This is a genomic window from Rhizobium sp. PAMB 3174, assembly GCF_052908375.1.
On the sequence record NZ_CM128608.1, the window covers coordinates 2,435,036 to 2,461,591 of the forward strand.

General features: G+C 63.0%; 26 protein-coding genes. 9 read left to right on the top strand and 17 right to left on the bottom strand.

The window, feature by feature from the left end:
- Nucleotides 1-107 precede the first annotated feature (107 nt).
- From ACU5AY_RS11670 to ACU5AY_RS11685, 4 genes are all read left to right on the top strand, one after another.
- Entirely contained in the window at nt 108-2,300 is a 2,193-nt protein-coding gene (locus ACU5AY_RS11670; RefSeq protein WP_446826333.1) for a transglycosylase domain-containing protein, read from the top strand.
- A 180-nt stretch (nt 2,301-2,480) separates the two neighbouring features.
- On the top strand, nt 2,481-5,051 hold the full coding sequence (locus tag ACU5AY_RS11675; RefSeq protein ID WP_446826334.1) for an autotransporter outer membrane beta-barrel domain-containing protein: 2,571 nt from the start codon (nt 2,481-2,483) through the stop codon (nt 5,049-5,051).
- A gap of 186 nt (nt 5,052-5,237) precedes the next feature.
- Complete coding sequence (locus ACU5AY_RS11680; RefSeq protein ID WP_446826335.1) at nt 5,238-5,825, top strand: DUF1214 domain-containing protein; 588 nt, start codon at nt 5,238-5,240, stop codon at nt 5,823-5,825.
- Nucleotides 5,818-6,375, top strand: coding sequence for a DUF1254 domain-containing protein (locus ACU5AY_RS11685; protein WP_446826336.1), 558 nt, complete (start codon nt 5,818-5,820; stop codon nt 6,373-6,375). The genes ACU5AY_RS11680 and ACU5AY_RS11685 overlap by 8 nt, the downstream gene beginning before the upstream one ends.
- A 19-nt stretch (nt 6,376-6,394) precedes the next feature.
- Here the strand turns inward: ACU5AY_RS11685 and ACU5AY_RS11690 are convergent, their stop codons facing one another.
- Nucleotides 6,395-6,556, bottom strand: coding sequence for a hypothetical protein (locus ACU5AY_RS11690; RefSeq protein ID WP_446824887.1), 162 nt, complete (start codon nt 6,554-6,556; stop codon nt 6,395-6,397).
- A 311-nt stretch (nt 6,557-6,867) separates the two neighbouring features.
- Here ACU5AY_RS11690 and ACU5AY_RS11695 point away from each other — a divergent pair, with 311 nt between their 5' ends.
- The gene (locus ACU5AY_RS11695) at nt 6,868-7,887 is read left to right on the top strand and encodes a DUF2336 domain-containing protein (protein ID WP_446829003.1); all 1,020 of its coding nucleotides are present in this window, start codon (nt 6,868-6,870) and stop codon (nt 7,885-7,887) included.
- Nucleotides 7,888-7,895: 8 nt separating this feature from the next.
- On the opposite strand, the gene ACU5AY_RS11700 is transcribed toward ACU5AY_RS11695, so the two are convergent.
- The 4 genes from ACU5AY_RS11700 to ACU5AY_RS11715 all read right to left on the bottom strand — a co-directional run bounded on the left by ACU5AY_RS11700 (nt 7,896) and on the right by ACU5AY_RS11715 (nt 12,365).
- On the bottom strand, nt 7,896-8,234 hold the full coding sequence (locus ACU5AY_RS11700; protein WP_446826337.1) for a DUF1491 family protein: 339 nt from the start codon (nt 8,232-8,234) through the stop codon (nt 7,896-7,898).
- 97 nt (nt 8,235-8,331) lie between these two features.
- On the bottom strand, nt 8,332-9,768 hold the full coding sequence (locus ACU5AY_RS11705; protein ID WP_446826338.1) for a methyl-accepting chemotaxis protein: 1,437 nt from the start codon (nt 9,766-9,768) through the stop codon (nt 8,332-8,334).
- A gap of 94 nt (nt 9,769-9,862) precedes the next feature.
- Entirely contained in the window at nt 9,863-10,888 is a 1,026-nt protein-coding gene (locus tag ACU5AY_RS11710; RefSeq protein WP_446826339.1) for a peptidoglycan-binding protein, read from the bottom strand.
- A complete protein-coding gene (locus tag ACU5AY_RS11715; protein WP_446829004.1) occupies nt 10,860-12,365 on the bottom strand; it encodes a sensor histidine kinase in 1,506 nt (501 codons plus the stop codon). The genes ACU5AY_RS11710 and ACU5AY_RS11715 overlap by 29 nt, the downstream gene beginning before the upstream one ends.
- 507 nt (nt 12,366-12,872) lie before the next feature.
- Between ACU5AY_RS11715 and ACU5AY_RS11720 the strand changes: the two genes are divergently transcribed.
- Together ACU5AY_RS11720 and ACU5AY_RS11725 are read left to right on the top strand one after the other, a co-directional pair.
- Nucleotides 12,873-13,283, top strand: a complete 411-nt coding sequence (locus ACU5AY_RS11720; RefSeq protein ID WP_446826340.1) for a DUF5330 domain-containing protein — start codon at nt 12,873-12,875, stop codon at nt 13,281-13,283.
- A gap of 190 nt (nt 13,284-13,473) precedes the next feature.
- Nucleotides 13,474-13,896: a SufE family protein gene (locus tag ACU5AY_RS11725; protein ID WP_446824892.1), complete on the top strand. Its 423-nt coding sequence runs from the start codon at nt 13,474-13,476 to the stop codon at nt 13,894-13,896.
- Nucleotides 13,897-13,916: 20 nt separating this feature from the next.
- Here ACU5AY_RS11725 and ACU5AY_RS11730 read toward each other — a convergent pair whose 3' ends face one another.
- The 11 genes from ACU5AY_RS11730 to ACU5AY_RS11780 form a co-directional block, all read right to left on the bottom strand.
- The gene (locus tag ACU5AY_RS11730; protein ID WP_446826341.1) at nt 13,917-14,750 is read right to left on the bottom strand and encodes an FkbM family methyltransferase; all 834 of its coding nucleotides are present in this window, start codon (nt 14,748-14,750) and stop codon (nt 13,917-13,919) included.
- 190 nt (nt 14,751-14,940) lie between these two features.
- The gene (locus ACU5AY_RS11735) at nt 14,941-15,792 is read right to left on the bottom strand and encodes a DUF6456 domain-containing protein (RefSeq protein WP_446826342.1); all 852 of its coding nucleotides are present in this window, start codon (nt 15,790-15,792) and stop codon (nt 14,941-14,943) included.
- On the bottom strand, nt 15,785-16,222 hold the full coding sequence (locus ACU5AY_RS11740) for a helix-turn-helix domain-containing protein (RefSeq protein ID WP_446824895.1): 438 nt from the start codon (nt 16,220-16,222) through the stop codon (nt 15,785-15,787). Before ACU5AY_RS11740 ends, ACU5AY_RS11735 begins: the two co-directional genes overlap by 8 nt.
- Before the next feature lie 294 nt (nt 16,223-16,516).
- Nucleotides 16,517-16,945, bottom strand: a complete 429-nt coding sequence (locus tag ACU5AY_RS11745) for a MucR family transcriptional regulator (RefSeq protein ID WP_446824896.1) — start codon at nt 16,943-16,945, stop codon at nt 16,517-16,519.
- Nucleotides 16,946-17,377: 432 nt separating this feature from the next.
- Complete coding sequence (gene mnhG / locus ACU5AY_RS11750) at nt 17,378-17,716, bottom strand: monovalent cation/H(+) antiporter subunit G (RefSeq protein WP_446824897.1); 339 nt, start codon at nt 17,714-17,716, stop codon at nt 17,378-17,380.
- 3 nt (nt 17,717-17,719) lie between these two features.
- Complete coding sequence (locus tag ACU5AY_RS11755; protein ID WP_446825920.1) at nt 17,720-18,064, bottom strand: cation:proton antiporter; 345 nt, start codon at nt 18,062-18,064, stop codon at nt 17,720-17,722.
- On the bottom strand, nt 18,064-18,537 hold the full coding sequence (locus ACU5AY_RS11760; protein WP_446824898.1) for a Na+/H+ antiporter subunit E: 474 nt from the start codon (nt 18,535-18,537) through the stop codon (nt 18,064-18,066). Before ACU5AY_RS11760 ends, ACU5AY_RS11755 begins: the two co-directional genes overlap by 1 nt.
- Before the next feature lies 1 nt (nt 18,538).
- Entirely contained in the window at nt 18,539-20,104 is a 1,566-nt protein-coding gene (locus ACU5AY_RS11765) for a Na+/H+ antiporter subunit D (RefSeq protein WP_446826343.1), read from the bottom strand.
- Between the two features lie 18 nt (nt 20,105-20,122).
- Complete coding sequence (locus ACU5AY_RS11770) at nt 20,123-20,500, bottom strand: Na+/H+ antiporter subunit C (RefSeq protein WP_446824900.1); 378 nt, start codon at nt 20,498-20,500, stop codon at nt 20,123-20,125.
- The gene (locus ACU5AY_RS11775; RefSeq protein ID WP_446824901.1) at nt 20,500-20,919 is read right to left on the bottom strand and encodes a Na+/H+ antiporter subunit B; all 420 of its coding nucleotides are present in this window, start codon (nt 20,917-20,919) and stop codon (nt 20,500-20,502) included. Before ACU5AY_RS11775 ends, ACU5AY_RS11770 begins: the two co-directional genes overlap by 1 nt.
- Complete coding sequence (locus ACU5AY_RS11780; RefSeq protein ID WP_446826344.1) at nt 20,916-23,291, bottom strand: putative monovalent cation/H+ antiporter subunit A; 2,376 nt, start codon at nt 23,289-23,291, stop codon at nt 20,916-20,918. The genes ACU5AY_RS11775 and ACU5AY_RS11780 overlap by 4 nt, the downstream gene beginning before the upstream one ends.
- 414 nt (nt 23,292-23,705) lie before the next feature.
- Between ACU5AY_RS11780 and msrB the strand changes: the two genes are divergently transcribed.
- Together msrB and chrA are read left to right on the top strand one after the other, a co-directional pair.
- Nucleotides 23,706-24,122 carry a peptide-methionine (R)-S-oxide reductase MsrB gene (gene msrB, locus ACU5AY_RS11785; protein WP_446826345.1) on the top strand — a complete coding sequence of 139 codons (417 nt, stop codon included), beginning with the start codon at nt 23,706-23,708 and terminating at the stop codon, nt 24,120-24,122.
- Nucleotides 24,123-24,202: 80 nt separating this feature from the next.
- A complete protein-coding gene (gene chrA / locus ACU5AY_RS11790) occupies nt 24,203-25,420 on the top strand; it encodes a chromate efflux transporter (protein ID WP_446826346.1) in 1,218 nt (405 codons plus the stop codon).
- Between the two features lie 82 nt (nt 25,421-25,502).
- Here the strand turns inward: chrA and ACU5AY_RS11795 are convergent, their stop codons facing one another.
- Nucleotides 25,503-26,411 (bottom strand): LysR substrate-binding domain-containing protein, encoded by a 909-nt coding sequence (locus ACU5AY_RS11795; protein WP_446826347.1) that lies wholly within the window; start codon nt 26,409-26,411, stop codon nt 25,503-25,505.
- Nucleotides 26,412-26,556: the final 145 nt, after the last annotated feature.

Sequence of the window (26,556 nt, forward strand, 5' to 3'; positions counted from 1 at the left end):
GGAAATCCCGGTTAACCCTGGTATGTCTTCTGTGTCAGTGTGGCACCGGCGGGACTTTCCAAACCGACCCCAACCGTTATAATCCCGCCCGGGTTAACCGCCGGCACATGCCGCCCGGCGGAGGGAGCGACGGCAGCGTGCAGGATCCTTTTTCATCAGACGAGCGCCCGCGCAAGAAGCGCTTCCTCCTGCTCAAGATCGATGCCGCGCTCGATTCCTTCCTGTGGAATGCCGGCTTCCGCATCGCCGACACCTGGGAACGCATCACCATCTTCTTCCGCCGCTTCCGCATGTATGGCTGGAAGCGGGCCGTCTTCGAACTTCTCGGCGAGGCCGCGACCTGGGGCACCGTCGGCGCCGTCCTGATGCTGACGCTGGCGCTTCCCGCCTTCCAGGCCACCAACAAGGATTGGCGCAACAGCGGCGACTACGCGGTCACCTTCCTCGACCGCTACGGCAATGTCATCGGCCATCGCGGCGTCATCCACCAGAACTCGGTCCCGATCGAAGAGATGCCGGATTATCTCATCAAGTCGGTGCTGGCAACGGAAGACCGCCGCTTCTTCGACCATTTCGGCATTGACGTGTTCGGCCTGGTGCGCGCCATGGGCGAAAACGCCAAGGCGGGCAGTGTCGTCCAGGGCGGCTCGACGCTGACCCAGCAGCTCGCCAAAAACCTGTTCCTGTCCAATGAACGCTCCATCGAGCGCAAGATCAAGGAAGCCTTCCTGGCGCTGTGGCTGGAGGCGAACCTCACCAAGAAGCAGATTCTCTCCACCTATCTCGACCGCGCCTATATGGGCGGCGGCACCTTCGGCGTGGCGGCGGCGGCGCGCTTCTACTTCGGCAAGGACGTGCGCGAGGTCAATCTTGCCGAGGCGGCCATGCTCGCGGGCCTGTTCAAGGCGCCGGCGAAATACGCGCCGCACGTCAACCTGCCGGCAGCGCGCGCCCGCGCCAACGAGGTGCTCACCAATCTCGTCCAGGGCGGTTTCATGACCGAAGGCCAGGTGGTCGCCGCCAGGCGCAATCCGGCCACCGCCATCGACCGCGACGCCAATGAATCGCCCGACTATTTCCTCGACTGGGCCTATGACGAGGTCCAACGGCTCGCCTTCCGCTTCCCCGAACATGCGCTGATCGTGCGCACCACGCTCGACATGGGCCTGCAGCACGCCGCCGACCAGGCCACCGAAGCGAGCCTTCGCGAATACGGCCAGAGCTACAAGGCCAAGCAGGCAGCCCTGGTGATGATCGAAAACGGCGGCGCGGTGCGCGCCATGGTCGGCGGGCGCGACTACGGCGAAAGCCAGTTCAACCGCGCCACCAAGGCGCTGCGCCAGCCGGGCTCGTCCTTCAAGGTCTACACCTATGCGCTGGCAATGGAAAAAGGCCTGACGCCGCAATCGACGGTCGTCGATGCGCCGATCACCTGGAACGGCTGGTCGCCGCAGAACTACGGCCGCAGCTATGCCGGCCGGGTCACTGTCGAGACGGCGCTCAAGAAGTCGATCAACACCATTCCGGTCCGCCTCGCCAAGGAAAAGCTCGGCATCGACGGCATCGTCAAGATTGCGAAGGACATGGGTGTCGAGACGCCGATCCGCGCCAACAAGACGATTCCCATCGGCACGTCGGAAGTGACCGTGCTCGACCAGGCGACCGCCTATGCGGTCTTCCCCGCCGGCGGCTACCAGTCGCGCCGTCACGGCATCTCGCAGATCCTATCCTATGACGGCCGCCTGCTCTACGATTTCGAACGCGACGAGCCTGCGGCCAAGCGGGTAATTTCGGAGCAGGCCGACGCCTACATGAACCAGATGCTGACCCAGGTGCCGGTGTCCGGCACGGCGCGCGGCGCCGCCCTCGACCACGGCATCGTCACCGCCGGCAAGACCGGCACGACGCAGGCCTATCGTGACGCCTGGTTCGTCGGCTACACCGGCAACTACACGACCGCGGTCTGGTTCGGCAACGACGACTACACCTCGACCAACCGGATGACCGGCGGCTCCATTCCGGCCCGCACCTTCAAGCGGCTGATGGACTACGCCCACCAGGGCATCCAGCTGAAACCCATTCCCGGCATCGAGGACCCGCTGCCGACCGGCGACCGCACGCCGATCACGGTCGCGGCCGGCAAGAGCAACACCCCAGAAGACGGCTCGCTGCCGCCGCTCGTTCGCCCCCGCTCGCTGTCGCCGGAGACGACGAAGCTCATCCGCGCGATCCGCGACGACCTCATCAAGGCCCCGCCACTCACCCCGCCCGACCCGCAAAAGGTCGCCAGCGTTCGGTGAGGCGCCTCCTCGCTCAATGAACAGCGGAGGCGCGGCGGGTTGCGCATCCGGATATTCGCAACCATTTTTGGTTATAGACGAAAATCTACCTCCGGTCACATTGCCGTCCAGAAGAGAATCTCATCAGTTGCGAAATACACCCATAGGTGTTTAAGATTCCCGCATTGGATGTGATTCAAAATGTCAAAGCTTCCCAGTTCCTCGCGTGTCCGTGCTCTGTTGAGCACCACCTGCATGGCCGCCATGCCATTTGCCGCGCATCTTTCTCTGCCGACCTATGCTCTCGCCCAGCCGATAGCCTCGATCTGCAGCACATCCGGCAATGTTTCCTCCTTAAGTTGCGATAACGGCGGACACGTCAGCATGCTTGGCGGCATTGGTACGTCGGCGCTGACCGTCACCGGGGGTACTGCGACAGCGATCGATATCAGGCCGGAAACCAGCGACACCTCGCCCACGAGCCAGACGCTGACGATTACCGGCGGCACGGTCATCAACAACACGGGGTACAGCGCCGTCTACTTCTCGACCGAAGCCGCCGATCACGACGCGACGATCATCATCGATGCGGGCGTTTCGATCACCGCAAGCGGCGGCGGCTTTGGGGCCGAATGGTTCAGAAATGAGACGTCGGGCGACATCACGGTCAACAGCGCCGCGACGGTAATGGCCTACGTGGGGCCGGGCATCACCGCGACGACCAACGACGGCAGCGTCGACCTGACAAACAGCGGCACCGTAACCTCGACGACTGATTGGGGCCTCTATGCCGATGGCGGTCACAACTCCGTAGAGACGGAAAGCGTCACCATCACCAACAGCGGCACCGTCAACGGCTATCTCGCCGGCATTCGCGCCATCGGCTATGTGGCCAATACCAGCGTCACCAACAGCGGAACCGTCTATTCCACCACGCGCCAGGCCATCACGGCCTGGTCTGACACCGGCACCGCCAGTGTGACGAACTCGGGAACGGTCACATCATATGACGAGATCGGCCTGCAGGCGTGGGGCGCGACTGGCGTCACGGTGGTCAACAGCGGCACCGTCAATGCCTATGATAATACCGAACTGACAGACCAAGGCGTCGGTCATAACGGCATTCAAACGCTTGTACAGGGCTTCGGCACCACGACCATCACCAACACCAAGACCGGTGTTATCTATGCTCCCGACGATGCGGCGATCTCCGCCACCGCTCAAGGGAGCGACAATGAGGACACCGATGGCGGCGGCGATATCACCATCGTCAACGCCGGCTCCGTCACCGGCGCCGACGGGATCGAGGCGACCACCCTCAACGGCAAGATCTCCATCACCAACAAAGGCACGATCACCGGCCTGACCAGCACGGGCGTCACCCTTTCGGAAACGGCGTCGCTCGACAATTCGGGAACGATCAAGGGCGAAAAATACGGTGTCTACCTGGAGGGGTCCGGCAACACGATCAGCAATACCGGCAGCATCACCGGCGGCATCGCATCGGTCTATTTCGCAAGCGGCTCCAACACGCTCAATATATCGCCCGACTCATCCTTCTCGGGCGTCGTCGACTACAATCATACCACGGGCAATACCACCAATTTCGGCGCGGGAAGCTATCGTATCGAGGCGTCGAACTATCTGTCCGGCTTGAACACGATCAATCTCGACAATAGCAGCCAGACGCTGATCATCACAGACGCGGACACCACCGGGACGATCAACGTCGTCACGCTTCCTTCCGCGAGCAAGATGGCCACGCAGTATACCTCGTCGGTGTCGGACGTCGTCGGCAGCATTCTGTCTCTCGATGTCGCCAGGCCTGATTCGGTGCAGGTCGACACGGCCGGTTCCACCGGCGCGCTTGGCTATGCTGAAACGAAGGCGGACACCCCCGCCGTCAAGGCGATCAAGACTCAGGCCGGCAATGCCGCTCTCGACAGCACCGGCAATCTCTTCTGGACGAGGGTGTTCGGCGGTCAGAAGTTCCTGCCGGGCGAAGACGGTCAGTCGGGTAGCGACTCCTACCACTACGGTGGCATTTCCGGCGTCGACCACCAGTTCGACAAGACCCGCCTCGGCATGTTCATGGGCGGCGGCCATGTTTCCAGCAAGGCCAATGACGGCACATCCTCCATCACAGGCAACACGGGCTTCTTCGGTTTCTACGGCGCGCAGCAGTTCGAAGGCTTCCAGCTGGACGCATCTGTCGCCTTCGGTGGCATACACAACCGCTCCAAACGTTCGATCAACGACGGTGACGAGGAAGCGGTCGGCAGCTTCAATGGCTGGTATGCCTCGCCGGAAATTGCACTCAGCACCTCCCGGTCGCTGGCCGACGGCTGGACGCTGACCGGACGAGCAAAGCTGCGCTACACGGGCGCCTGGTACGAGAGCTACGACGAAAGCGGCTCGTCTCAGAACATCGACTACGATTCGCGTATGTCCCAGTCTCTTGAAGGCCGATTGATGGGCGAACTGACCAGGCGGACCGTGCTTTCGACCGGACAGCCGCTCACCTTCACCATGACGGGCGCCGTGTCCGATGTGCAGTATCTCGGCTCCGACAGCATCCACGCCAGCCTCGACAACTCCGAGTTCAGCGTTGCCGATAGCGGCGCGCGCAATGTCGCCGGCGCCGGCATCGGCGCAAACATCGACGTTCAGATCAAATCGAACGTCAGCGTCTATGGCGGGCTGGAAGGCTGGCTATACACCGACAAGTCCAAGGCGTATTCGGGCCGGATGGGCGTGAAGGTCGCCTTTTGACGGACAGCTACCGATGAAATAGAGATCGGCCCGGGGCATCGCCCCGGGCCGATCGCATTGCGCACACCGGGCTTTCCCCTCGCCCGCAGTGGAAAGCCGCCGTTTGCGGCAACTGGCTTGTTCCCATTTGAATCTGAACGCTTTAGGCTCCGCAGCAGTTCGGGGGTCAGAGGGTCCAAGCTCCAGGTGTTCAGAATTCCATTCCTTGTGGCGGTTGGCCTCCTGGTCGCGTTCGGCGTCGGCATCCTGTCGTCGATCTATGCGTTGAAGGCGACCGAAGGGTTCGGGGCCATCCGGCTTGGCGCCTGGACCGCCTTTCCCCGCGCCCAGACCGCCGATGCCGATCCTTACGCCAAGGCGCACCGGGCCAATGCCGGGCGGCTGACCTATGGCGAGGCCGAGGCCCTGCGTTTCGTCGCCGACCGCGACGATTCGGGCGAAGCATTTTCGACCGCCTGCACCTATCGCATTTCCGGGCAGACGCCGCAGACAAGGCTCTGGACGCTCTATGTCGCCGGCGCCGACGGCCGGCCCTTCACCGTAGCGAAGACCCTGCCGATGGCGCTGAATTCCTGGGTGGTCGTGCGCGGCACGGACGGCATGTTCGACATCGTCGCGGCGACTGACGCCAAGCCCGGAAACTGGCTGGCGCTGCTGCCGACGGGCACGTTCAGGCTGGTCCTGACCCTGTTCGACACGCCGACGGCCGGCAGCGCGGGCCTGATGGACCTGACCATGCCGCAGGTGCAGAGACTGGGGTGCAAGAATGCCTGATTTCAGGGGCGTGCCCTTCGCCGTCATCATCGGGCTGGTCGGCGCGGCGATCCTGCATCTGATCACCATCCTCTGGCTGCCGGACTTCACCGGCCGCGACGCCTTCACGCGGGTGATCGCGGAGGGAGAGTTCTACCGGTTCCACCTGCTCGCCGATCAGCCGGATGCGGCAGGGCTTGCCAATGGCGATCCGTTCCTGAGCGAGGCAGTCTGCGGTTTCGATGCGGCGGACGGGCCGGTGCGGCTGCAGGCGGTGGGCGACCTGCCCTTCTGGTCGCTGGCGGTCTACGATTCCAACAGCAACGAGGTCTTCTCGATCAATGACCGCACGTCCTCGGCGGGCGTGCTCGATGTCGTGCTGGCGACACCGGTCGACCTTGCGTCGATCCGCAAGGAGTTGCCGGAAGCCTTCGCAAAATCCATTCTCGTGGAAATGCCGGTGTCCGACGGCTATGCCGTGCTGCGCGCCATGGCGCCCATGCCGAGCTACGGCCCGCTTGCCCGCTCCTTCCTTCAGGAAGCAAGCTGCACGGTGACCCGTCCGGCCTAGGGCCGCCGGATGAAATCCGTCAGCCGCGGTTCTGCGACACGCTGTTGATCATGATCTCGCCGCGGCGCTCGTAGCGTATGCCGGTAAACAGCAGCACCTTGGCGTCGCCGGTGACCGGCCGGCGCTTGACCGGCGGCTTCTTGCTGGACTTGCGGTCCTGTAAACGAACTATCTCTGCCATGCTCGTCTCCTTGATAAGGCGATCGAGACGGATGAAGAGCGATTTCATCCTGCCCGCCGTTTCGGCCGGGCTGGCGCATCTCCAGATTGGGGACCTCGAACCTTCGGAGGCATCTGCGCCGTTCTCTCGTCCACCGGTTTCCGCTTCGCCTTAGCGCATCAAACGGATCACCGGTGGTGATGGTTCCATTCAGACACAGCATAGTTAACAGGTCGTTAGCGAATTTGGTCTAATTTGCTCTTTCAGATGTAGTGCGTAGCGTGGGTAGGGCCGTGAGTGACCGGTACAGAGAGCTGGAAGGACCATTGGGTGTGCGTAGGAAGGATGTGGTGCTGATGGCGACCGTGACGAGTTTCGAGTCGCTCAAACAGCCGACCCGGACGGAACTGCAGCAGTTCGCCGAGCTCTTCACACCGTTCTTTCACGCCTCGTCCGAAGAGACCCGCCGCCAGGCAATTGCCGCGCTTTCCCAGTGCGAGCATGTTCCCCAGGCCGTCGCCCTTTTCATCGGCAGCCAGCCGATCAGCCTTGCCGCGCCCTTCCTCACCAGTTCCCCCGCAATCCATGACGAAACGCTGATCACCATCGCCCGCACGCAAGGCGGAGCGCATGCCCGCGCCATCGTCCGGCGCGAAAACCTGTCGCCGCGCGTCGTCGACGCGCTGGTAGGCTTGCGCCATACCGAACAGCGCGGCGAACAGCCGAGCCGGGGCATGCCGCATCCGGCAGCGCTGGCGCGACAGGAGGGAGCCGACGCTCCGCAGGCGACCGCTGCCCGCGCCGATACGGCAACGCAGCCCGCCGCCGTTGCCGCCCCGGCCGCCGGGGACGAAGAGATCCTGCGGCTGGCGCGCGAGGAAGCGCTGCGCGATCAGCTGAAGCAGCTTGCCCGGCACATGGCCCGCCCCGAAACCGACCGGCTCGGCCTGCGCTCCATTTCCGAAATGCAATCCGCCCTCCTCGTCCGCTTCGCGCGCAACATGGAAGCCGGACACTTCGCCACGACCCTTTCGGATACGCTGACGTCCAGCCGCTGGCTTGCCGAGCGCATCATGCTGGACATTTCCGGTCACCAGCTGGCAACGACACTGATCGGTGTCGGCATGGCCGAAGAGGACATCCGCCTGATCCTGGCCGCCCTCTATCCCCATCTCGGGGACGTCAAAGACGGCAGGACGATGGCGGACATGCTGCTCGGCGAACTGGACCCCTGGGACAGCCTCGAGCGCGTCGAGACCTGGTGCCGCGCCGACCGCTACACCTTCTCGGACGACGAGGATGCCGTCGCGCCGCCAATAGCGCCGGCAAGCAAGGACGAGCGGGCGGCCTAGCGGGCTCCCTACCCCTCCACCTCGAACAGGCCCTCGACGCTGTCGCATTCGAGTTCGACGATCCAGAGGTCGGAATCGAAGCTGGCTTCACGTGCCAGCAGGGCATCGACATCGGCGGCTTCGGCGAGCTCCAGACGCTTCTCGAACAGCCGGCCCATCGCCTCGTCTTCCTCGAAAAAGCTCTGCGGCGCCGGGCCGTAGAGGTTTTCGCGACCGTCGCGGAAGCGTTGGCGGATGAAGATCGCGCCGGCGGCGTCTGCTCCCTTGCGCTCGACGGCGGCAAATCCGCCGGCGGAAAAGACGCGGCGGACAAGGGCGGAGACGAAGATTTCGGTTTTCAGGCGCATGGATTTGTCCCGGTACTAGGCGTGAGCCATGGGGATCGCATGCATGCGCGCAATCCGCAAGCCGATGCCAATATCAGCGCCAATCCGGGAAGCGCCTTCAGACCTTGATGGCCAGCCGCAATCCGCCCCAATGGCGACCTTTGACGGCGATCGGCGCGGAAATATCCTTCATCAGCACGAAATTGCCGCCACCCATGTCGCGCCGATAGGTCTGGACCAGGAACGGTGCCGTCGACCGTCCGGCAGCAAGCCCGACGCGGTCGTTGAAGATGCGGCGGTTGCGGCAGTTCGCCATGTTCCAGACAGGGTCGTCCGGCTTCTGCGGCTGCGAGAACTTGCGATTGTGGGTGGAAAGGTAGCCGTTGTTGTCGACGGCGGCGCAGAAGGCGATGCGCTCGTCCTCCTGCAGCACCGGCTCCTGTATCGGCGGAAACAATTCGTCGGTGATCGCCGTGAAGGCCGTCAGATATTGCTGCGGATCGCTGCCGGGCACCGGGCGGTAGTTGCGGTCGAAGAGATCGGCATCGGAAATGCGCCCACTGGCGACAGCACCTTCGAGCGCCGCCGAAATGGCGCCGGCGACGTCGCTCGCCATGCCGATCCAGCGGCTGTCGGCGGTCTCGATGCCGGCGCTGGCCGTCAGCTGGATGATCGTCTCGGAGAGGCCGACGAGATCGTCGAGGCGTTCGCTCGCCTTCTGCATGCCGGCATTCGATTTCAGCATCTCGCCGGCCATGCCGCCGAGCGTGTCGACGAAGGCGGCGCACTGGCGGTCGACCGTCTCCGTCGTGCGGGCGAATTCGGAGGCCGAATCGAGGATGCTCGACATCACGCCCTCCATCTCGCCGAACGAGGCGCGCACGGCGGACGACGTCTCCTGCACCTCGCGCGCGCTTTCCGCCGCGCCGGCGCCAGAGCCGGTCAACCGTTCGATCTTGCCGCCCAGTTCGTTGAGCATGGCCTGGATTGCCTCGGTCGCCTTCGAGGTCTGCAGCGACAGGGCGCGGATTTCGGCCGCGACCACGGCAAAGCCCTTGCCGCTTTCGCCGGCACGCGCCGCCTCGATCGCAGCATTGAGCGCCAGGAGGTTGGTCTGGCGGGCGATGATGGAGATTTCCTGGGCGATGCCGTCGACATTGGCCAGCGATTGCGAAAAGCTGCCGATCTCGGCGGATATCTCGCCGGTGCTTGACAGCATCTTGTCGATCTCGGTTGCCGACAGCGTCAGCCGTGCGGAGGACTCCTGCATCATGGCGCGGGCGCGCGCGGCATCGTCGTCGGTGCGGCGCAGGCTTTCGGCCAGCGTGTTGTTCGTGCTGGCGATTTCCAGCGCCGCATCGGTGATTTCGGAAAAGGTCCCGGCGTGGCGGGACGACATGGCCGCCGTATCATGAACCGCGCCGGCGATATCGACGAGGTCGATGCCGAGATTGGACGCCTCGCGGGCCAGCTTGCCGATGATTGACTTCAATTCGCGCGCGTCTGGACCGGCCTCGCCGGCGACGTCTTCCTGTGGCTGCACCATGGATTGCATGACCATCTCCTCACCAACGACGAGGATATGCTTGGCATGGTTAATCAATCCATAATATTAGAGAGGACGCAACTACGCAGGCAGCGCGCAATACTTACAATGCGCCGATCTGCTGCAGCTTCTTCAGCACGGCGGCATTGGGTTCGCCGGTCACAGGCAGACGGTAATGCTTCTCGAAATGGCGGATCGCCGCGCGCGTCTGGCCACCGGCGACTCCGTCGACCTTGATGTCGGCATAGGCAATGTTGGAAAGGCCGCGCTGGATCTTGGTCACCAGGTCGGATGCGGTCGCGTTAGCCGGTGCGGATGCCTTGGTCACCGGCGCGGCGGCCGGCGGCTTGGCTGACGCCTGGCGGATCGCATCGGCAACCGGATCGGAAACGGGGACCTTCGGCTGCGGCTTTGCCGCCACCACGGTCTTTGTCGAAGGCGCCGGCTTTCTGTCGGAAAGTTCCGGCGTGGGCCGCGAGGCCGGCACGACGACGGGTGCGGTCGGCGCAGGCTTCGGGTCTGCGGCGGCGGTCTTGCCAATGCCGGATTGCAGGAGCACGAGAATGTCGTCGCGTGCCTCCCCGGTCGGCTTCAGGCCGATCCGCTGCTCGAAGGTGGAGATCGCCGCGGAAGTGCGTGGCCCGTCAAGACCATCGATCGCGCCGTCATAGAGGCCACGCTTGGCGAGTTCGCCCTGGATCTCGCCGACCAGCACGTCCGGCTTCGGCACGGATGCGGTGACGCCGGCATCGTCCGGCGCGGGACGCTCCAGCGGATGGACGGCAGCGGTCTGTGTGCTGTCGAGGTCGCTTCCGGTTTCGCGCTCGATCCTGAACGTAGTGACATTGTTTTCCGGCAGTTCGTTCGGCTTGCGCACCAGACCGGCAATGCCGTTCGGGTTCTTGTCCGTGCGGGTCCTCAGGATCGGGGCCGGATGTTCGTTCGGCTGGTACCAGAGCGCATTGGCGGCGACGAAGCCGAAAATGACGGCGAAGGCCAACGTGCCGCCGAACAGCGACGGGTGCCGGCCGATGACCGCAGCCGTGCGGCCCCCGCCCCGAACGGCAAGGCGAAGCAGGACGGCGCCTGCTCCCTGCTTCTTAGGCGGTTTTCGCTTGCGAGCGGCCATTGATCTCTTCCTTGCATTGGCTGTCTGCCGGCGTATCGCTGGTCTTCAGGCGCGGCGGAAACTCCACCATGCGCCCGTCGCCCTCGGCCGCCGCGCGTGCCGCGCCGCTGCCGTCCGCCGGCAGAACGATCGAAATCACCGTGCCTTCGCCAGGCGTGCTATCGATCAGGAACTCGCCGCCATGCAGCGCGACAAGTCCCTTCACCAGCGAGATGCCAAGGCCGGTGCCTTCGTACTGGCGGGTGTAATCGTTCTGGATCTGTGTAAACGGCCGTCCGAGCAGGGCGATCTTGTCGGCGGCAATGCCGATGCCCGTGTCGCTGACCGTCATCTTGAAGTTGTCGCCCTCGCGCACGGCGTCGATGGTGATGACGCCGCCGGCATCGGTGAACTTGATGGCATTGCCGACGAGGTTGATCAGGATCTGCTTGAGCGCGCGCTGGTCGGCGACCAGTTCGCCGATGTCGCGCTGGACGCGGCTCGTCAGCGAGACGCCCTTCTCCTTCGCCTGAAGGCCGAGCATTTCCTCGCAGGTCTTGACCGCGCGGCCCGGCGCGAAGGGCTCGAGCATCAGTTCGTAATGACCGGCCTCGATCTTGCTCATGTCGAGCATGGTGTTGACGACCGACAGGAGGTGACCGCCCGACTGGCGGATCAGCTGCACATATTCGCGCTGGCGCTCGTTTTCGAAGCGGCCGAAATATTCGCCGGCGAGAATGTCGGAGAAGCCGAGAATGGCATTGAGCGGTGTGCGCAGTTCGTGGCTGACGGCGGCCAGGAAGCGCGACTTCGCCTCATGCGCCGATGCGGCCTCTTCGCTCTTGGCCTGCAGCTCGACAGCCATGTCCTTCTCGGCCGACACATCCGTCAGCGCGCCGAGGATGCGGGCCGGACGGCCATCCTTGATGGCGCCGGCGCTGAGTTCGAGGCGGACATGCGAGAACTGGCCGTCGCCGAGACCGCGACGCTCGAGCCGCAGATCGACGGCGATGCTCTGGCGCGTGCCCTGGCGCAGGACGTCGATGGCCTTCAGGAAATGGATGCGATCGGAAACGTGAATGTGCTCGACGAAGCCGCGGCCGGGATAGCGGGCGGCCTGCTCGCCATGGCCCTCGGCGCCGCGGCCGCCGACGGCTGCAACATGGCCTTGCAGATCGAAGAGAATGAGAAAGCCGGGATAGGCGGCAAACAGGCTCGCCTCGTCAACAGGTTCAGCAGCCTTGGCGACAGCCGGCCGCTCCTCGCGTGCACTGAGACGCGACAGGGCAACGGCGCCAACGGCGGAAAACAGGAAGCCGGCGGCAACGGCGGCGACACCGGCAGGCAAGGCGACGGCGGGGCTGGTGACGAGAGAGAGGCCGGCGGGCACGGCAAGCAGGGCCGTGGACGAGACCAGGATCAGCCGGCGAAGCACGGCGACCTCGGCAGTCTCGGCTTCCTGGCCCGCATTCGAACCGGCGAGCCACGCAGTGGCCATCCGGTCGGCGAGGCCAACGGCCCGATCAGCAATGTTACGCAATACCAGCACTTAAACGAGCCCTGTGAGACGCTTCTTTCTTATGGGGCAAATGTACAGGGCGGCGGCTTAAGGAAAGTATAAAAGGGGGCCTCCGGAAGGGCCGGCCAAACCATAAAAATCCCGATTTGGGACGATTCAACGGTGCTTTGCAATTCGTGGTTAACGAGGGGTAAGCGACGGATTTGGCTTGATTTTTCGTTTCGCGTTAACATTTGTGGCAGGCTTGCCCACACACTTGTCCAGTGTTTTCAGGCGCGCCGCTGCCCATATGATTAACACCGGTCGTTCAAATTCTAATCAATGTTTCGGAAAATTTGAAAAAGCGGCATTTGAGCAAAATTCGCGGCAAATGTGAGCAAATTCTGCAAAGGGTGATTCGCTTCTCGCCCCTATAGTGCCCAACAAGACCGGTAAATGGTCAGGTTGAACCGGCGACAGACCGGACGACAAAACAGGATGGGCATCATGTGGTTTCTGATCAAAGGAGCGTTCTGGTTCTCGATCGTCCTTGTGGCGTTATCATTCTTCGCCACCGATCCCGGCGAGGAAATGGCCAAGGGCGAGACCAGAGTTGAATTCGCAAACGCCTTCACGGCGGCGAGCGGCGCGATCCGCTACATGGGCGCGATCTGCTCGGAGCAGCCGGACGTCTGCGAAAAGGGCGCCAGGACATTTGCAGCGCTGAGCGTCAGGGCGCGCGAAGGCGCCAAGGTCGCCTACGAGATGCTCGACACCTATCTGGACAACAAGGACAGCGCCAAGACCGAAACCGCCGGGCTCGAAGACGTAACGACCGCCACCGACGAGAACGATCCGGTCGGCGCCATCATCACCGGCACGGTCGTGCCGCACCCCATTCCCAAGCCGCAGCGCTGACATTTTCCGAAGGCGGCGCGACCGCCTTCATCCTTCCGTGACTGCCTGTCACACCACCTCGGCAATCTGTTGCCAGCGCCATGGGGAGCCCATCCGCCATGGCGTTTTCTTTTTTCCCGCCGATGGTTCATTTATCGGCCTGTTTGGCCTATATGCGGGAGACACCAGACAGCAAAGACGACGGCCCGACATGACCTCACTCGATCAGATCATCGACGATTTCGCTTTCCTCGAAGACTGGGAAGACCGCTATCGCTACGTGATCGAACTCGGCAAGGCGCTCCCCGATCTGCCCGACAGCCAGAAGACAGCCGAGAACAAGGTGCAGGGCTGCGCGAGCCAGGTCTGGCTGGTCGTCAACCCGGCCGACGACACGGCCGATCCGGTGCTGACCTTCGCAGGCGATTCCGACGCCCATATCGTGCGCGGCCTCGTCGCCATCGTGCTGGCGCTCTATTCCGGCAAGCACGCCTCCGAGATCGCCAGGCTCGACGCGCTCGACACCTTCAAGGAAATCGGTCTCGTCGAGCACCTTTCGGCGCAGCGAGCGAACGGGTTGCGCTCCATGGTCCAGCGGATCCGCAACGAAGCAGCGTTGCGGATCGCGGCATAAGGTAACTCCGTTGGTTCGGGCTATCCGTTCAGGATTGCGATATAATCGCGGTGCACGCAGTCCCTGGCAGACTTGATTTCGGGATATTCCAGCCTTGTCAGCCTTTTCTTGATCCCATGGACCCGGTAGCCAAGCGATCTCAACAGGCTGCCGATGACGGCGTCCGGCGCCGCCTTGTCACCATGATCCTCGAACACGATGATGCGTGGCCGGAACTTGGCAAGGATTGAGCGCGAGGCCTGAAAGACCGTTTCCTCGTGGCCTTCCACATCGATCTTGACGATGTCGATCTTCGTCGGCTTGAGGGCCTCGATCAGTTGCTCGGGCGACCACAGTTCCACGTCCTGCGTCTCGCCGTCGCCATGGCTGACAAGCCTGCTTGCGCCCCTGTTATCGTTGTTGATCTCAAGAAGGCCGCGGCCGCTCTCTGCGGACAGGGCCACAGGCGCGATCTCGGCACGGCCGGGAAAGCGCCCAAGATTGGCGCGCAGCAGATCGAGAACGCCCGCCTGCGGCTCGACGGCGATGACATTCGAGCCTTCGACATTGGCCAGGAAGCAGGCGCTCATGTAGCCGATATTGGCACCGATATCGAGCAGGGTATCGCCGGGCCGGCTGTGCTGGAACAGGACATCGAAGACGCCCTGGTCGAACTGACCCGTGAGATAGAGAACCCGCCCCACATGTTCGTTGGGCATGACATCGATCGGGAACCCATCCCTCGTCATGACCGTTGCCCGCTGGTGCCTGAACTTCAGGCCGGAAAAGAATTTGATCGTCAGCCGCCCCACGCCATAGGGAAATGGCCACGACCGCAGAAACAACTGCGGCAGTATATGTTCATTACTATTCATGCACTGTCCCCACATACGCTAAAAAATGAAATTCCCGCTACGCATTTCGACATTAGTGCGACCATCACGAGAAATTCAACTTCTGATAAGATCTGTGGTTAATCTGCCCGAGAGCAAAGAATAAATGGGGACAGCCTTCGGATTTGCAATCAGATGATGAAGATTCATTGCTTGCGATGTGTGACGGCCGTCACCTTTCCCCGATGTCCGGCCGATAGCCGTCCGCACCCCAATGCCGGATGTCGCGGCGGGTGGTCGCTGCCGGCGGCTGATAGTGCCGCGCGAGCGCCATAAGCGCGGTTCTCAGCATCAGCTTTGCAGAGCGGGCCGGCCATTGCCGCTCGCGTTCGACGGCTTCAAGCCCCTTGCAGAAGCAGCAGACATCAAGCGCTATCCCGGCAAGGTCCGGCCCGAGTGCGTCCAGTGCCCGGTTCACCCGGCGGCGCGCCTCGATGGCGCTAACCGCAAGATCGGCCATGCCGCCCGGCTGTCCCCTGCCCCGGCTCTGCAGACGCGGCTCCCATGAGGCGGTGACGCGCGGTTGCAAACCGGCGCGGGCGAAGTCGGCGGCCAGCCTCTCGCCGGCGGCGACAGCCTCTTGCGGCAGAAACAGATTGCCGTCCCGTCCCTTCAGCCGCAGCAGGGACGCCAGCGGAGATTCGCTGCGATTGACCGTGACGGTCTGGCGAAACCCCTCCATCTCCACCGATGTCTGGTCGAGGTCGCGGTGCTGGACAGCGAAGGCATCGCCCTCCGGACCTTGCCCGTTGGCAGCACGCAGCCGGACCAGAAGCGAAGCCGCCTCCGGCCGCAGCGTCAGACTGTCGCCGTTGCGACGGACGACGCCCTCGGAGATGAGCGCGCCGACCAGATCCGCGGGAAAGGCGCGCGTGCCGCCTGCCCCGCCGGCGGACAAGGACAGCATGTCGGGGTTGACGGCCGCCCCGTCATTTACCGACGCGCCGGCGGCGCCGATAAACTCGAGGAGCCTGAGGGTCCGGGTCCTGCGCCGCGGCGTCCAGTTGCCTGCCATCTCAATCATCGCCGCCTCCCGCCGTCACCGCTGCAATCGACAGCGCAATGCGCTCAACGGTCGCGACGAACTCATCGAAGGCCCTGTCGTCGCGCCGGTCCTCGACCTTGGCGCAGGCATGCGAGACCGTGGTGCGGTCGCGCCCGAAGGCGATGCCGATCTCGCTCATCGGCAGGCTCAGCGAGACATGGCAGACATACATGGCGATCTGGCGAATATGGCAGGCGGTGCGCCGGCGTTCGCGGCGCACCAGAATGCGCTCGCCGGTCAGCAGGACGAGTTCGGCCGTGATGTTGCGAACCACACGGCAGAGCGCCCTTTCGCGCGACAGCGGCAGGATCACTGGACGACCGGGACCCTTGACGGGGAACGACCGGCGGCGGGAGGTCGGAGGCGGTTCTTTCGCCTGACTGGTGGCATGTGGGACTATCGGCAGCATGAAACAACTCCTTTGCGAATAGGAATTTATTCATACACCCTATGGCAAATGCGGGGATGCATGAAACATCCCGTCTGCAACCATGCCTTGTTTTTGCTGGAGAAACAGCGATTCCGATGACAATTTATGGGATTTATTTCCTCGTCACAAAGACGCAATGGCTCTCCGGACGGACGGATCGAAACAGCAGCGGCTAGCATCTGCTCCCCGGCAATCCTGGCGCTCAAACAGAAAACCCGGCCACAGGGGCCGGGTTTTGCTCCAATCACCTCTCATCGAGAGGCGATACACATATTACTTGCCGCGCTTGCGACGCTGGCCGAGGCCCATTTCCTTGGCCAGGCGGGAGCGAGCTTCCGCGTAGGCCGGAGCCACCATCGGATAATCGGCGGGAAGTTCCCACTTTTCGCGATAATCTTCCGGCGTCAGGTCATGATGGGTCATCAGGTGGCGCTTAAGCGACTTGAAGGTACCGCCACATTCCAGGCAAGTGATCTGGTCGTCCTGAACAGACTTGCGCACGGAAACGGCAGGCTTCTGCTTCTCGGCCGCGGCGGCCGCAGGAGCGGGGGTGGACGTATTATGCAATGCGTTGTGAACATCTGCAATCAGACCAGGCAGTTCACTGACTGGAACAACGTGATTACCGACATAAGCGGCGACAATATCTGCCGTCAATTCCACTAACAAATCCTGGTTGCTCTCCAAAGCAAGCTCCGTCATTATTGACTATCTCCTGTTCAATATCTCGCCCAATCCGCCGCCTTTTCGTGGGAAAGGACGACGAATCAATAACACAGACACCGAACGCCGGATGGGATAGATGACCTATCTCTAATATAACGATGCCCACCCCAAGCTTCGTTATGACATTCCGACGCCCGATACAGCAGCGATTGCCCATTTTTTCATCTGAATTTCCACCAAGACCAGGTCAGATTACCTCAATCAGCAACATGACATGTGCTTCTAGACGTGTGAAAATTCAGCGGTACGGGATATCGATACTGACGATCCGCGAAAGTCAAATATCACTATTCTTCAAGGTCGCCAATTATTATTTCTTGTAATTTTCAATCATCATTTTCTGCCAAAGGCGTCGAATACTTTCGGGTGTATTAATCACTTCTGGCTAAAGAAAGGCTCTGTAATCGATTAATGCGCGTCATCTTTCTCAAGATCGTCGCGTACCGAGACGCTGTGAAGCGGGTAACCCGCCTTGTGCGCAGCCTTGGCGAGCAGATGTGCCGAGATCGGCGCCGTCAGGATGAAGAAGACAAATCCGGCCAGCGCCCGCTCGAAGGTGGCGATGTCGCCCGAGTGCAGGCCGACGGCCAGGAACATCAGGCCGGAGCCGACCGTGCCGGTCTTCGAAGCCGCATGCATGCGGGTATAGATGTCCGGAAGGCGGATGATGCCGATGGAAGCGGTCAGCGTGAAGAAGACGCCGGCGAAGATGATGAGCGAAATGACGATCGCAAAGATCAGGTCCATGGTTCAGCCCTCCTCCTTGCGCACGGCAACCGGTGCGTCGGGGTGATCATCCTCGCTCTCGCTTTCCACCATGCTGTTGCGCGACAGGATGAAGCGGGCAAACGCGACAGTCGCCAGGAAGCCGACGAGGCCGAGCGAAATGGCGATGTCGATGTAGAGCGTGAAGCCGGTCTTGATGGCGATCACGCAGATGAAACCCATGGCGGTTGCCACAAGCATGTCGAGCGCCACCACCCGGTCCGGCAGGGTCGGACCGCGGATCACCCTGTATACGGTGATGAGGAAGGACAAAGCCAGCAGGACAAGGGCGATCTCGGTGCTGACATAAATGATGTTTTCGGGCGTGATCACCGGAATGCCTCCATGATCTTGCGTTCGAATCCGTCGGCGATCGAGCGGACGGTGCCTTCCGGATCCGAGCAGTCGACCGCGTGGACGTAGAGCGTCTTGCGGTCTTCCGAGACATCGACGGAGAGCGTGCCCGGCGTCAGCGTGATCATGTTGGCGAGCAGGACGATCTCGAAATCACGGTCGACGGTCAATGGAAAGGCGAAGATGCCGGGCTTCAGGTTCATGTCGCGGCGCAGGACAAGCCACGCCACATCCCAGGCGGACAGCGCGAGTTCCTTCAGGAAGAGAAGCACCAGGGCAAGCACATTGCGGGCGCGCATGAAGTAGCCGGCACCACCGATCTGCTCGCGCACGACGCCAAGCGCCAGCAGGGCGAGGACGAAGCCGAAGCCGAGATTGAGCAGCGACGCATCGCCGGTAACCGAAACCCAGATCAGCGCCAGGATGAGATTGATGACGAACAGACGCATCTTACGCACCTCCAGCCGGGAAGACCGAGTTGAGATAGGCCTGCGGGTTCAAGACCCCGTCGGCGGCGATCTGCGCCAGGCGGATGAGCCCGTCCGGGAAGACGCCAAAGAAGACGACCAGTGCGAACAGCGCGATCATCGGCAGCCACATGCCGGCGGGCAGCGAGACGGGCGGCGCCTCCTCCTCGCTCGTTGCGGCCGGGCGCCAGTAGGCGATCAGGAACATGCGTCCGAGCGCGATGGTGGTCAGGAAGCCGCTGACCAGAATGGCCGCGGCAAGCCACCACGAACCGATCTTCATCGACGCTTCGACCAGCATGATCTTCGGCCACAGGCCGGAGAACGGCGGCAGACCTGATGCGGCAAAGAGCAATGCCAGCGACAGACCGGCAAACCATGGATTGGTCGCGTAGATGCCGCCGAGTTCCGTCATCTTGAAACCGCCGCCGATGCGCGCGGCGGCGCCCGCCATCAGATAGAGTGCCGTCATCAGAACGATTGAATGCAGCGCATAGACGATGGCGCCGGAGAGGCCCGCCGGCGTGCCGATCGCCACACCGGCCATCATGGAGCCGATGCCGGAGATGACCAGATAGCCGAACATGCGGCGAAGATCGCTCTGGGCCATGGCGCCGAGCGCGCCGAGCACCATGGTCAGGCCGGCGGAGACGGCGAGAACGCCGGAAAGGCCCGCAAGCCCCACCGGCAGCAGCATGACCATGACGCGGATCAGCGCGTAGACGCCGACCTTGGTCAGCAGGCCGGCAAACAGCGCCGACACCACGATGCGCGGCGTGTGATAGGAGGCCGGCAGCCAGAAATTGACCGGGAAGGCCGCCGCCTTCATGCCGAAGGCGAGGATGAACAGCGCCGAAAGCGTCAGAAGCGGTGCGCCGTCGATGCCCGCCCTCGCCTTCTGGGCGATGTCGGCCATGTTGAGCGTGCCGAAGATCGAATAGAGATAGCCGACGGCGATCAGGAACAGCGTCGTGCCGATCAGGTTCAGGACCGCATACTTCATCGCCCCGTCGATCTGCTCGCGCTCGGAGCCGAGGATCAGCAGGCCGAAGGACGAGATCAGCAACACTTCGAACCAGACATAGAGGTTGAAGATGTCGCCCGTCAGGAAGGCGCCGGTGACGCCGGCCAGCAGCAGCATCAAAAACGGATAGAAGCCGTAGCGCCGGCCGCTGTCATTGATGTCGTGCAGCGCGAAGACGGCGCCGCAGAGCGCGACGATGGCGGCTGTAAGCGCCATCAGCGCACCGAACACATCGACGGTAAAGGCAATGCCGAAGGGCGGCAGCCAGCGGCCCATGACCATGGTGACCGGACCATTGGCGACCACCTGGGCCAGCAACAGCGTGTCCATCACGACGACGACGGCAAAGCCCGGAACGGCGATGAACGGCTGCAGGTGCATGCGGCCGCGCATCATCAGGAGAATAGCGCCGAGCGCGATGCAGAGTACAACCGGCAGGATGACGAGCCAATGGGCGACCGGCACCGGCTCCATAACCCAGGCTAGCGAGAGATCCACGGTCGGTGTGTGTGACGTTGCGGCCATGAGGTTTCAGCGTTCCCTTCAGTATCCGGCCGGCGGCGGTTCGGGATGTTCGGGTTCGGCGACGCGCATGTTGTCGGTATCGTCGGTTCCGAGATCCTGGAAGGCGCGATAGGTCAGCACCATCAGGAAGGCGAAGAAGGAAAAGGAGATCACGATCGCCGTCAGGATCAGCGCCTGCGGCAACGGATTTGCGGTGGTCGAGGGCAGCGTGTCCATCGTGTCGGAAATGATCGGCGGCACCTCGCGCGTCAGCCGGCCCGCGGTGAACAGGAGCAGGTTGACCGCATTGCCGAGGATGGCGATGCCGAGCATGACGCGGACGATGCGCTTCGACAGCATCAGATAGATGGCAGTGGCGAAGAACAGGCCGACGAGAACCGAAAACAGCGCTTCCATCAGTCACTATCCCTTTCTTCGAGCGCCAGCGCGATCGAGGTGATCGATCCGACGACGACGAGGTAGACTCCGGTATCGAATGCCATCACGGTCGACAGCGGCACCTCGACGCCGAAGATCGACGGGTAGATCCAGAGCGCCGTCATGAAGGGCACGTCGGGGAACAGCGACAGGAGGCCGGCGCAGCAGGCCAGCAGCAGACCGGCGGCGGCAATGGTCATCGGATGGAAACGGATGGCCCGGCGCACCGTCGCGACACCGCAGGCAATACCGTAGATCGCCAGCGCGGATGCGGCGATCAGGCCGCCGATGAAGCCGCCCCCCGGCTCGTTGTGGCCGCGCAGCAGCACGAAAACCGAGAACAAGAGCATGAGGCTGGTCAGGAACGGCGCGGCGGTGCGGAAGATGACGGTGTTCATGGACGTGCGGCCTCCGCCGGCTTGTCGGGCGTGTTGTCGGCAATCGGCCGGCGTCCGGCCACGCGGATGCGGATCAGCGCCAGGATGGCGAGACCGGTGATCATCACCACGGCGATTTCACCCAGCGTATCCGTGCCGCGGAAGTCGACGATGATGACGTTCACGACGTTCTTGCCGTGCGCCACGGTCTTGGAGAACTCGTTGAAGAAGCGCGTCAGCGACGCATCGAACGGGATCTCCGTCGCCTTCAGGAGCAGCATGCCGAAGCCGAGGCCGCAGGCGGCCGCTATCGAGCCGTCGATGATTTTCTCGCGCGTCGGGCGATGATCGCTCGGCGACAGGCGAAGCCTTGTCATGACCAGCGCGAGGATGACAACCGACAGCGTTTCGACCATGAACTGGGTGAAGGAGAGGTCCGGCGCGCCGAACAGCAGGAAGATGACGGCGACGGCGAAGCCCTGGATGCCGAGCGAGACGATGGCCGTCAGGCGGTTCTTGGCGCCAAGCACGGCAAAGAGACCGACGATGGCGATGAAGATGATCGCCCATTCGTGGAACATCACGTCTTCCGGCAGCAGCGGGAAGGAAGGCAGTTCGCCGAAGACGAAGGGCGGCACCAGCAAAACGATGGCGACGGCGATGAAGGTCACCGTCATGTAGATGTCGAGACGGCCGGACTGGATGATGCGCGTGACGCGGAAGGCGAAGGCGGCGAGGCCGGAAATGAAGCCGTCGAACCACTTGTCGGGGCCATTGCCGAGGGCCGTGAACATCGCCTCCAGGCCGGCGCGGGCGCGATCATAGGCGAGATAGATGGCGACAGCGAGCGCGATGGTGATGCCGGAGAGCGCCAGCGGCAGGCCGACATGCGGGATCAGCGAGACGTAGATGTCGACGGGTTCGCCGGCGACGGCCGAGGCCATGGGCGACGAGATGGCGTGGTGGAATGCACCGGAGAAGACGGCGGCGAGAAGACCCGCCGTTGCCAGCACGACCGGGCCGGCAATCAGCAGGATCGGGCCTTCATGCGCGTGCTTGGGCGTTTCCACCTTCGGGCCGAGGAAGGGTTTGAGCGCGACGGCGAAGGCGATCGCGAACATCAGCGCGTTGCCGATGATGGCGACGACGGTGATGAAGATCGACCAGGGATCGCCGGCGGCGATGCCGGCATAGATCTCTTCCTTGGCGAGGAAGCCGACGAAGGGCGGCAGACCGCCCATGGAAAAGGCGGCGGCAAGTGCTGCGGCAAAGGTGACCGGCATGGCCTTGGCGAGACCGGAGAGTTTGGTGATGTCACGCGTTCCGGCCTCGTGATCGACGACGCCGGCAACCATGAACAGGCAGCCCTTGAACATGGAATGGGCGAGAAGATAGAGAACCGCCGCCTCGATCGCCTTTTCCGTGCCGAAACCGGTCAGCATGACCAAGAGGCCGAGCGAGGAGACGGTGGTATAGGCGAGCATCAGCTTCAGGTCCATCTGGCGGACGGCAAGCAGCGTGCCGACGATCAGCGTCGCGCCGCCGAAGAGCGGCAGTACCGTTTCCCACAGCGCCGTGTCGCCGAGCACCGGATTGAGGCGCATCAGCAGGTAGACGCCGGCCTTCACCATGGTGGCGGAATGCAGGTAGGCGGAGACCGGGGTCGGCGCCTCCATCGCGTTCGGCAGCCAGAAGTGGAACGGCACCTGCGCCGACTTGGTGAATGCGCCGCCGAGAATGAGGACGAAGACGGCGAGATAGAGCGGGCTCTGGCGCAGGAGATCGTGGCTCGCCAAAACGTCCGACAATTGCGTCGCACCCGTCAGGTTCCAGATCAGCAGAAGGCCCGCGAGCAGCATCAGCCCGCCGCCGCCGGTGACGACCAGCGCCTGCAGCGCCGCCCGGCGCGAGGCTTCGCGGGTGTGGTCGAAGCCGATCAGCAGGAAGGAGGTGATCGAGGTCAGCTCCCAGTAGACGAACAGCGTCAGCAGGCTGTCGGAGACGACGAGGCCGAGCATCGCGCCCATGAACAGGAGAATGAAGGAGAAGAACCGGCCCTGCTGGGGATGGCCCTTCATGTAGCCGCCGGAATAGAGAACGATCAGCGTGCCGATGCCGGTGATCAGCAGCGCGAAGGTGGCCGAGAGGCCGTCGATCATCCAGGAAAAGCGGATGCCGTAGCTCGAAATCCAGTCATAGCCGCCGGTCACCGTGCCGCCGGTCGAGACGATGTCGAGCATCGAGAAAAAGTGCCAGAAGGCCAGCGCCGGGGCGATGGCCAGAAGCCAGGCCGCCTTTTCGGCAAGCAGACGCGTGAGGATGGGGGCAGCAAGGGCGCCGATAAACGGCAGGCACAAGACCACAAATGTCAGCGCATCGGCACCGGCGTTCATGCCGTCTCCTTCTTCTTGTCATTCGCAAGGCGGCTTATGGCCGGGACCCCGAACCCACTTAAGATAAACAAACCCCCGTCTCAAGAGGCGCACGTCAAAAAGATGACAGGCTTCAACGGTTGTAGAGGCGGAACCCGACGAAGGCGAAGACTTTGAAGCGGCGTTCCCGCCATCAGCAACAACCCTTGCGGTTATAAGTCACAGGCAGTCGAAGCCAAGTTCTGTCCATCAAATAACAATCGCATGAATGTGTAGAGCGCGGCGCTTGCCCGTGAGCTGGCCGGACATTATTTCTAGCGTCCGGGACGGAATATCAAAGGCCAATACCGGTTCCACAAGCGGAACAACTTCAAGGCCACAATCAACCAAGATGTCCACGCCGGGCCCGTCCACGCCAACAACAGGAGAGCGAGCATGTCTGAAACGGTGCGCCCCAAGATCACCAAGAGCGACACGGAATGGCGCGAGGAGCTGTCGCCGGAGCAGTACCGCATCCTGCGCGAGGCCGGCACCGAACGGGCGTTCACCGGCCCGTTCTGGAACAGCCACGAGAACGGCCTCTACCGCTGCGCCGGCTGCAACGAGCCGCTGTTCTACTCCGACACGAAGTTCGATTCCGGCTGCGGCTGGCCGAGCTATTTCGAGCCGGTGAGCGAGGATGCGGTGATCGAGCTGCGCGACACATCGCACGGCATGGTGCGCACCGAAATCCGTTGCGCGACCTGCAACGGCCATCTCGGCCACGTCTTCCCCGACGGCCCGCCGCCGACCGGCCTGCGCTACTGCATCAACGGCCATTCGATGACGTTTGAGCCCGAGAGCGCGAAATAGACTGAGAGCGATGCCGGCGTCGAAAGACGCCGGCATCATTTTTACTGGCAGCCGGCGCAGGGGCTGGACAGCGGGGGCGGATGGATTTTTTGTCGGAAGAAATCGAGAGGCGTCCGACACTTGGCACGGCGGGAGAGGTTTTCCTGACATTCCTGAAGCTGGGCCTGACCAGCTTTGGCGGGCCGATCGCGCATCTCGGCTATTTTCGCGATGAGCTGGTGGTGCGCCGCCGATGGCTGAGCGAAAGCGCCTATGCCGATCTGGTGGCGCTGTGCCAGTTCCTGCCCGGCCCCGCCTCCAGCCAGGTCGGTTTTGCGCTCGGCATGATGCGTGCCGGCTGGCTCGGGGCGCTGGCGGCCTTTCTTGCTTTCACGACACCATCCGCCCTGCTGCTGCTCATATTTGCCGGAACCGCGTCTACCCTCAAGGGACCGGTCGGGGTCGGCGCATTGCACGGGCTGAAGATTGTCGCTGTCGCCATCGTGGCGCAGGCGGTCTGGGGCATGGCAAGATCGCTCTGCCCGGACAGGGAAAGGGCAACGCTCGCCGTCGTTGCGGTTGCAATGATGGCCTTCATTCCCGGCATGTACGGGATGCTGGGCGCCATTCTTGTCGGTGCTGCAGCGGGCCTTTTCCTCCGCTTCGGCGCGGTTTCGTCGAGCGGCACACCCGTGCACATGCCGGTCACGCGGCTGACGGCGCTTGTGGCGCTCGCGACCTTCTTTGCCCTCCTGATCCTGACACCACTCCTTGCCGGCCAGTGGCAGGCGCTCGACATCTTTGGCGGTTTCTTCCGCGCCGGCGCTTTGGTGTTTGGCGGCGGGCATGTCGTTTTGCCATTGCTCCAGAGCGAGGTCGTGCAACCCGGTTGGGTTTCGCCTGACGCATTCGTTGCCGGCTACGGCGCCGCGCAGGCGGTGCCCGGCCCCCTCTTCACCTTTGCCGCCTATCTCGGCGCCGCGCTGCAACCGGAACCCAACGGAATTGCCGGCGCTCTGCTGGCTCTGGCCGGCATATTCCTGCCAGGCTTTCTCATTCTTGTCGGCATCCTGCCGTTCTGGGATCGCTTCCGGAGGATGGGACAAGTGCAATCGCTGATGCGCGGGGCGAACGCCGCCGTCGTCGGCATCCTGGCGGCCGCGCTCTATTCGCCGGTGTTTACCAGCGCCATCGGCAACATGAGCGACTTCGCGCTGGCGCTGACCTGTTTCGTCCTGCTGATCGCCTGGAAAGCCCCGCCATGGCTTGTCGTGCTTGTCGCCGCATCAGGCGGCGTGGCGCTGCAGCTGTTTGCTTGAGACCCTGCCGGCGCCATGATGCGCCGACGACCTGAATTGTTGAGGCATTTGTTTCGGACTTTACGCGGCTGGGCAGGGAATTTCAGTTGAGGTCCGGATGACCGGCAAGATGTTCCACGAGGAAGGACACGAAGCTTTTCACCTTCATGGCGATGTGGCGGTTGGCGGGATAGACCGCATGGATCGGTATCGTCGCCACCGACCAGTCCTGCAGGACGGGGACAAGCCTGCCCGAGCGGATTTGCGGGCCGACGACAAAGGCCGGGGCCAGCATGATGCCGGCGCCGGCAACGGCCGCGACGACGAGGCTGCGGCTGTCATTGCACTCCATCTTCGGCAGCAGCGGCACGCGCAGACTTGCCTCACCCTTATGGAACTGCCAGACCCTGCCCCAGCGCAATCTCGAGAAATTCAGACAGGCGTGCCGGATCAGATCGTCGGGTCTTTCCGGCGCGCCGAAGCGTTCCAGATAGGCCGGCGACGCGCAGGCGATCATCGGTGAAGCGCCGATCTGGCGGGTGATTATGTTGGGCTCCACCGACACCGTCCCACGGATGGCGAGATCGAAATTGCCTTCGATCAGGTTGACGACATCGAGCGACAGGTCGAGGTCGATCGACAGGCCGGGATTGAGCTTCAGGAATTCGGCGATGGCCGGAGCGATGTGATCCGGCCCCAGATCCGGCGCTGCCGATATGCGCATGCGACCGACTGCTTCGTGCTGAAAGGAACCGGCGGCGCGTTCGGCTTCGCGGATCTGCGGCAGGACACCCTGCAATGCATCGCGATAGGCCGTGCCGGCCTCTGTCAACGTGACCGCGCGGGTGGTGCGCTGAAGCAGGCGGGTGCCGAGCCGCTTCTCCAGAGCCTGGATCTGCGCGCTGACGGTCGCCCTGGACATGTCGAGCTCCTCTGCCGCCTGCGAGAAGCTGAGACTTTGCGCGACGTTGAGGAAGGCGGCAATGCCGGCAAAGGGATCGAGTGTCTTCATGTTCATTTATCCAAACAGTGATGCGCGATAATCGATCTTATCATCGGCGGCGAATTTGACTAGAAAATACACATTCCAACGATGACGGCCGGCATCGGAGGAAGCGGACCGGACCGCAGCAAGCCGGACTTTCCCCAATCACATC

Excerpts from the sequence above, each read along its gene's own strand:
- ACU5AY_RS11670 (WP_446826333.1), top strand. The coding sequence starts at position 108 with ATGCCGCCCGGCGGAGGGAGCGACGGCAGCGTGCAGGATCCTTTTTCA.
- ACU5AY_RS11675 (WP_446826334.1), top strand. The coding sequence starts at position 2,481 with ATGTCAAAGCTTCCCAGTTCCTCGCGTGTCCGTGCTCTGTTGAGCACC.
- ACU5AY_RS11685 (WP_446826336.1), top strand. The coding sequence starts at position 5,818 with ATGCCTGATTTCAGGGGCGTGCCCTTCGCCGTCATCATCGGGCTGGTC.
- ACU5AY_RS11690 (WP_446824887.1), bottom strand. The coding sequence starts at position 6,556 with ATGGCAGAGATAGTTCGTTTACAGGACCGCAAGTCCAGCAAGAAGCCG.
- ACU5AY_RS11700 (WP_446826337.1), bottom strand. The coding sequence starts at position 8,234 with ATGCGCCTGAAAACCGAAATCTTCGTCTCCGCCCTTGTCCGCCGCGTC.
- ACU5AY_RS11705 (WP_446826338.1), bottom strand. The coding sequence starts at position 9,768 with ATGCAATCCATGGTGCAGCCACAGGAAGACGTCGCCGGCGAGGCCGGT.
- ACU5AY_RS11710 (WP_446826339.1), bottom strand. The coding sequence starts at position 10,888 with ATGGCCGCTCGCAAGCGAAAACCGCCTAAGAAGCAGGGAGCAGGCGCC.
- ACU5AY_RS11715 (WP_446829004.1), bottom strand. The coding sequence starts at position 12,365 with ATGGCCACTGCGTGGCTCGCCGGTTCGAATGCGGGCCAGGAAGCCGAG.
- ACU5AY_RS11720 (WP_446826340.1), top strand. The coding sequence starts at position 12,873 with ATGTGGTTTCTGATCAAAGGAGCGTTCTGGTTCTCGATCGTCCTTGTG.
- ACU5AY_RS11725 (WP_446824892.1), top strand. The coding sequence starts at position 13,474 with ATGACCTCACTCGATCAGATCATCGACGATTTCGCTTTCCTCGAAGAC.
- ACU5AY_RS11730 (WP_446826341.1), bottom strand. The coding sequence starts at position 14,750 with ATGAATAGTAATGAACATATACTGCCGCAGTTGTTTCTGCGGTCGTGG.
- ACU5AY_RS11735 (WP_446826342.1), bottom strand. The coding sequence starts at position 15,792 with ATGATTGAGATGGCAGGCAACTGGACGCCGCGGCGCAGGACCCGGACC.
- ACU5AY_RS11740 (WP_446824895.1), bottom strand. The coding sequence starts at position 16,222 with ATGCTGCCGATAGTCCCACATGCCACCAGTCAGGCGAAAGAACCGCCT.
- ACU5AY_RS11745 (WP_446824896.1), bottom strand. The coding sequence starts at position 16,945 with ATGACGGAGCTTGCTTTGGAGAGCAACCAGGATTTGTTAGTGGAATTG.
- mnhG (WP_446824897.1), bottom strand. The coding sequence starts at position 17,716 with ATGGACCTGATCTTTGCGATCGTCATTTCGCTCATCATCTTCGCCGGC.
- ACU5AY_RS11760 (WP_446824898.1), bottom strand. The coding sequence starts at position 18,537 with ATGCGTCTGTTCGTCATCAATCTCATCCTGGCGCTGATCTGGGTTTCG.
- ACU5AY_RS11765 (WP_446826343.1), bottom strand. The coding sequence starts at position 20,104 with ATGGCCGCAACGTCACACACACCGACCGTGGATCTCTCGCTAGCCTGG.
- ACU5AY_RS11770 (WP_446824900.1), bottom strand. The coding sequence starts at position 20,500 with ATGGAAGCGCTGTTTTCGGTTCTCGTCGGCCTGTTCTTCGCCACTGCC.
- ACU5AY_RS11775 (WP_446824901.1), bottom strand. The coding sequence starts at position 20,919 with ATGAACACCGTCATCTTCCGCACCGCCGCGCCGTTCCTGACCAGCCTC.
- ACU5AY_RS11780 (WP_446826344.1), bottom strand. The coding sequence starts at position 23,291 with ATGAACGCCGGTGCCGATGCGCTGACATTTGTGGTCTTGTGCCTGCCG.
- msrB (WP_446826345.1), top strand. The coding sequence starts at position 23,706 with ATGTCTGAAACGGTGCGCCCCAAGATCACCAAGAGCGACACGGAATGG.
- chrA (WP_446826346.1), top strand. The coding sequence starts at position 24,203 with ATGGATTTTTTGTCGGAAGAAATCGAGAGGCGTCCGACACTTGGCACG.
- ACU5AY_RS11795 (WP_446826347.1), bottom strand. The coding sequence starts at position 26,411 with ATGAAGACACTCGATCCCTTTGCCGGCATTGCCGCCTTCCTCAACGTC.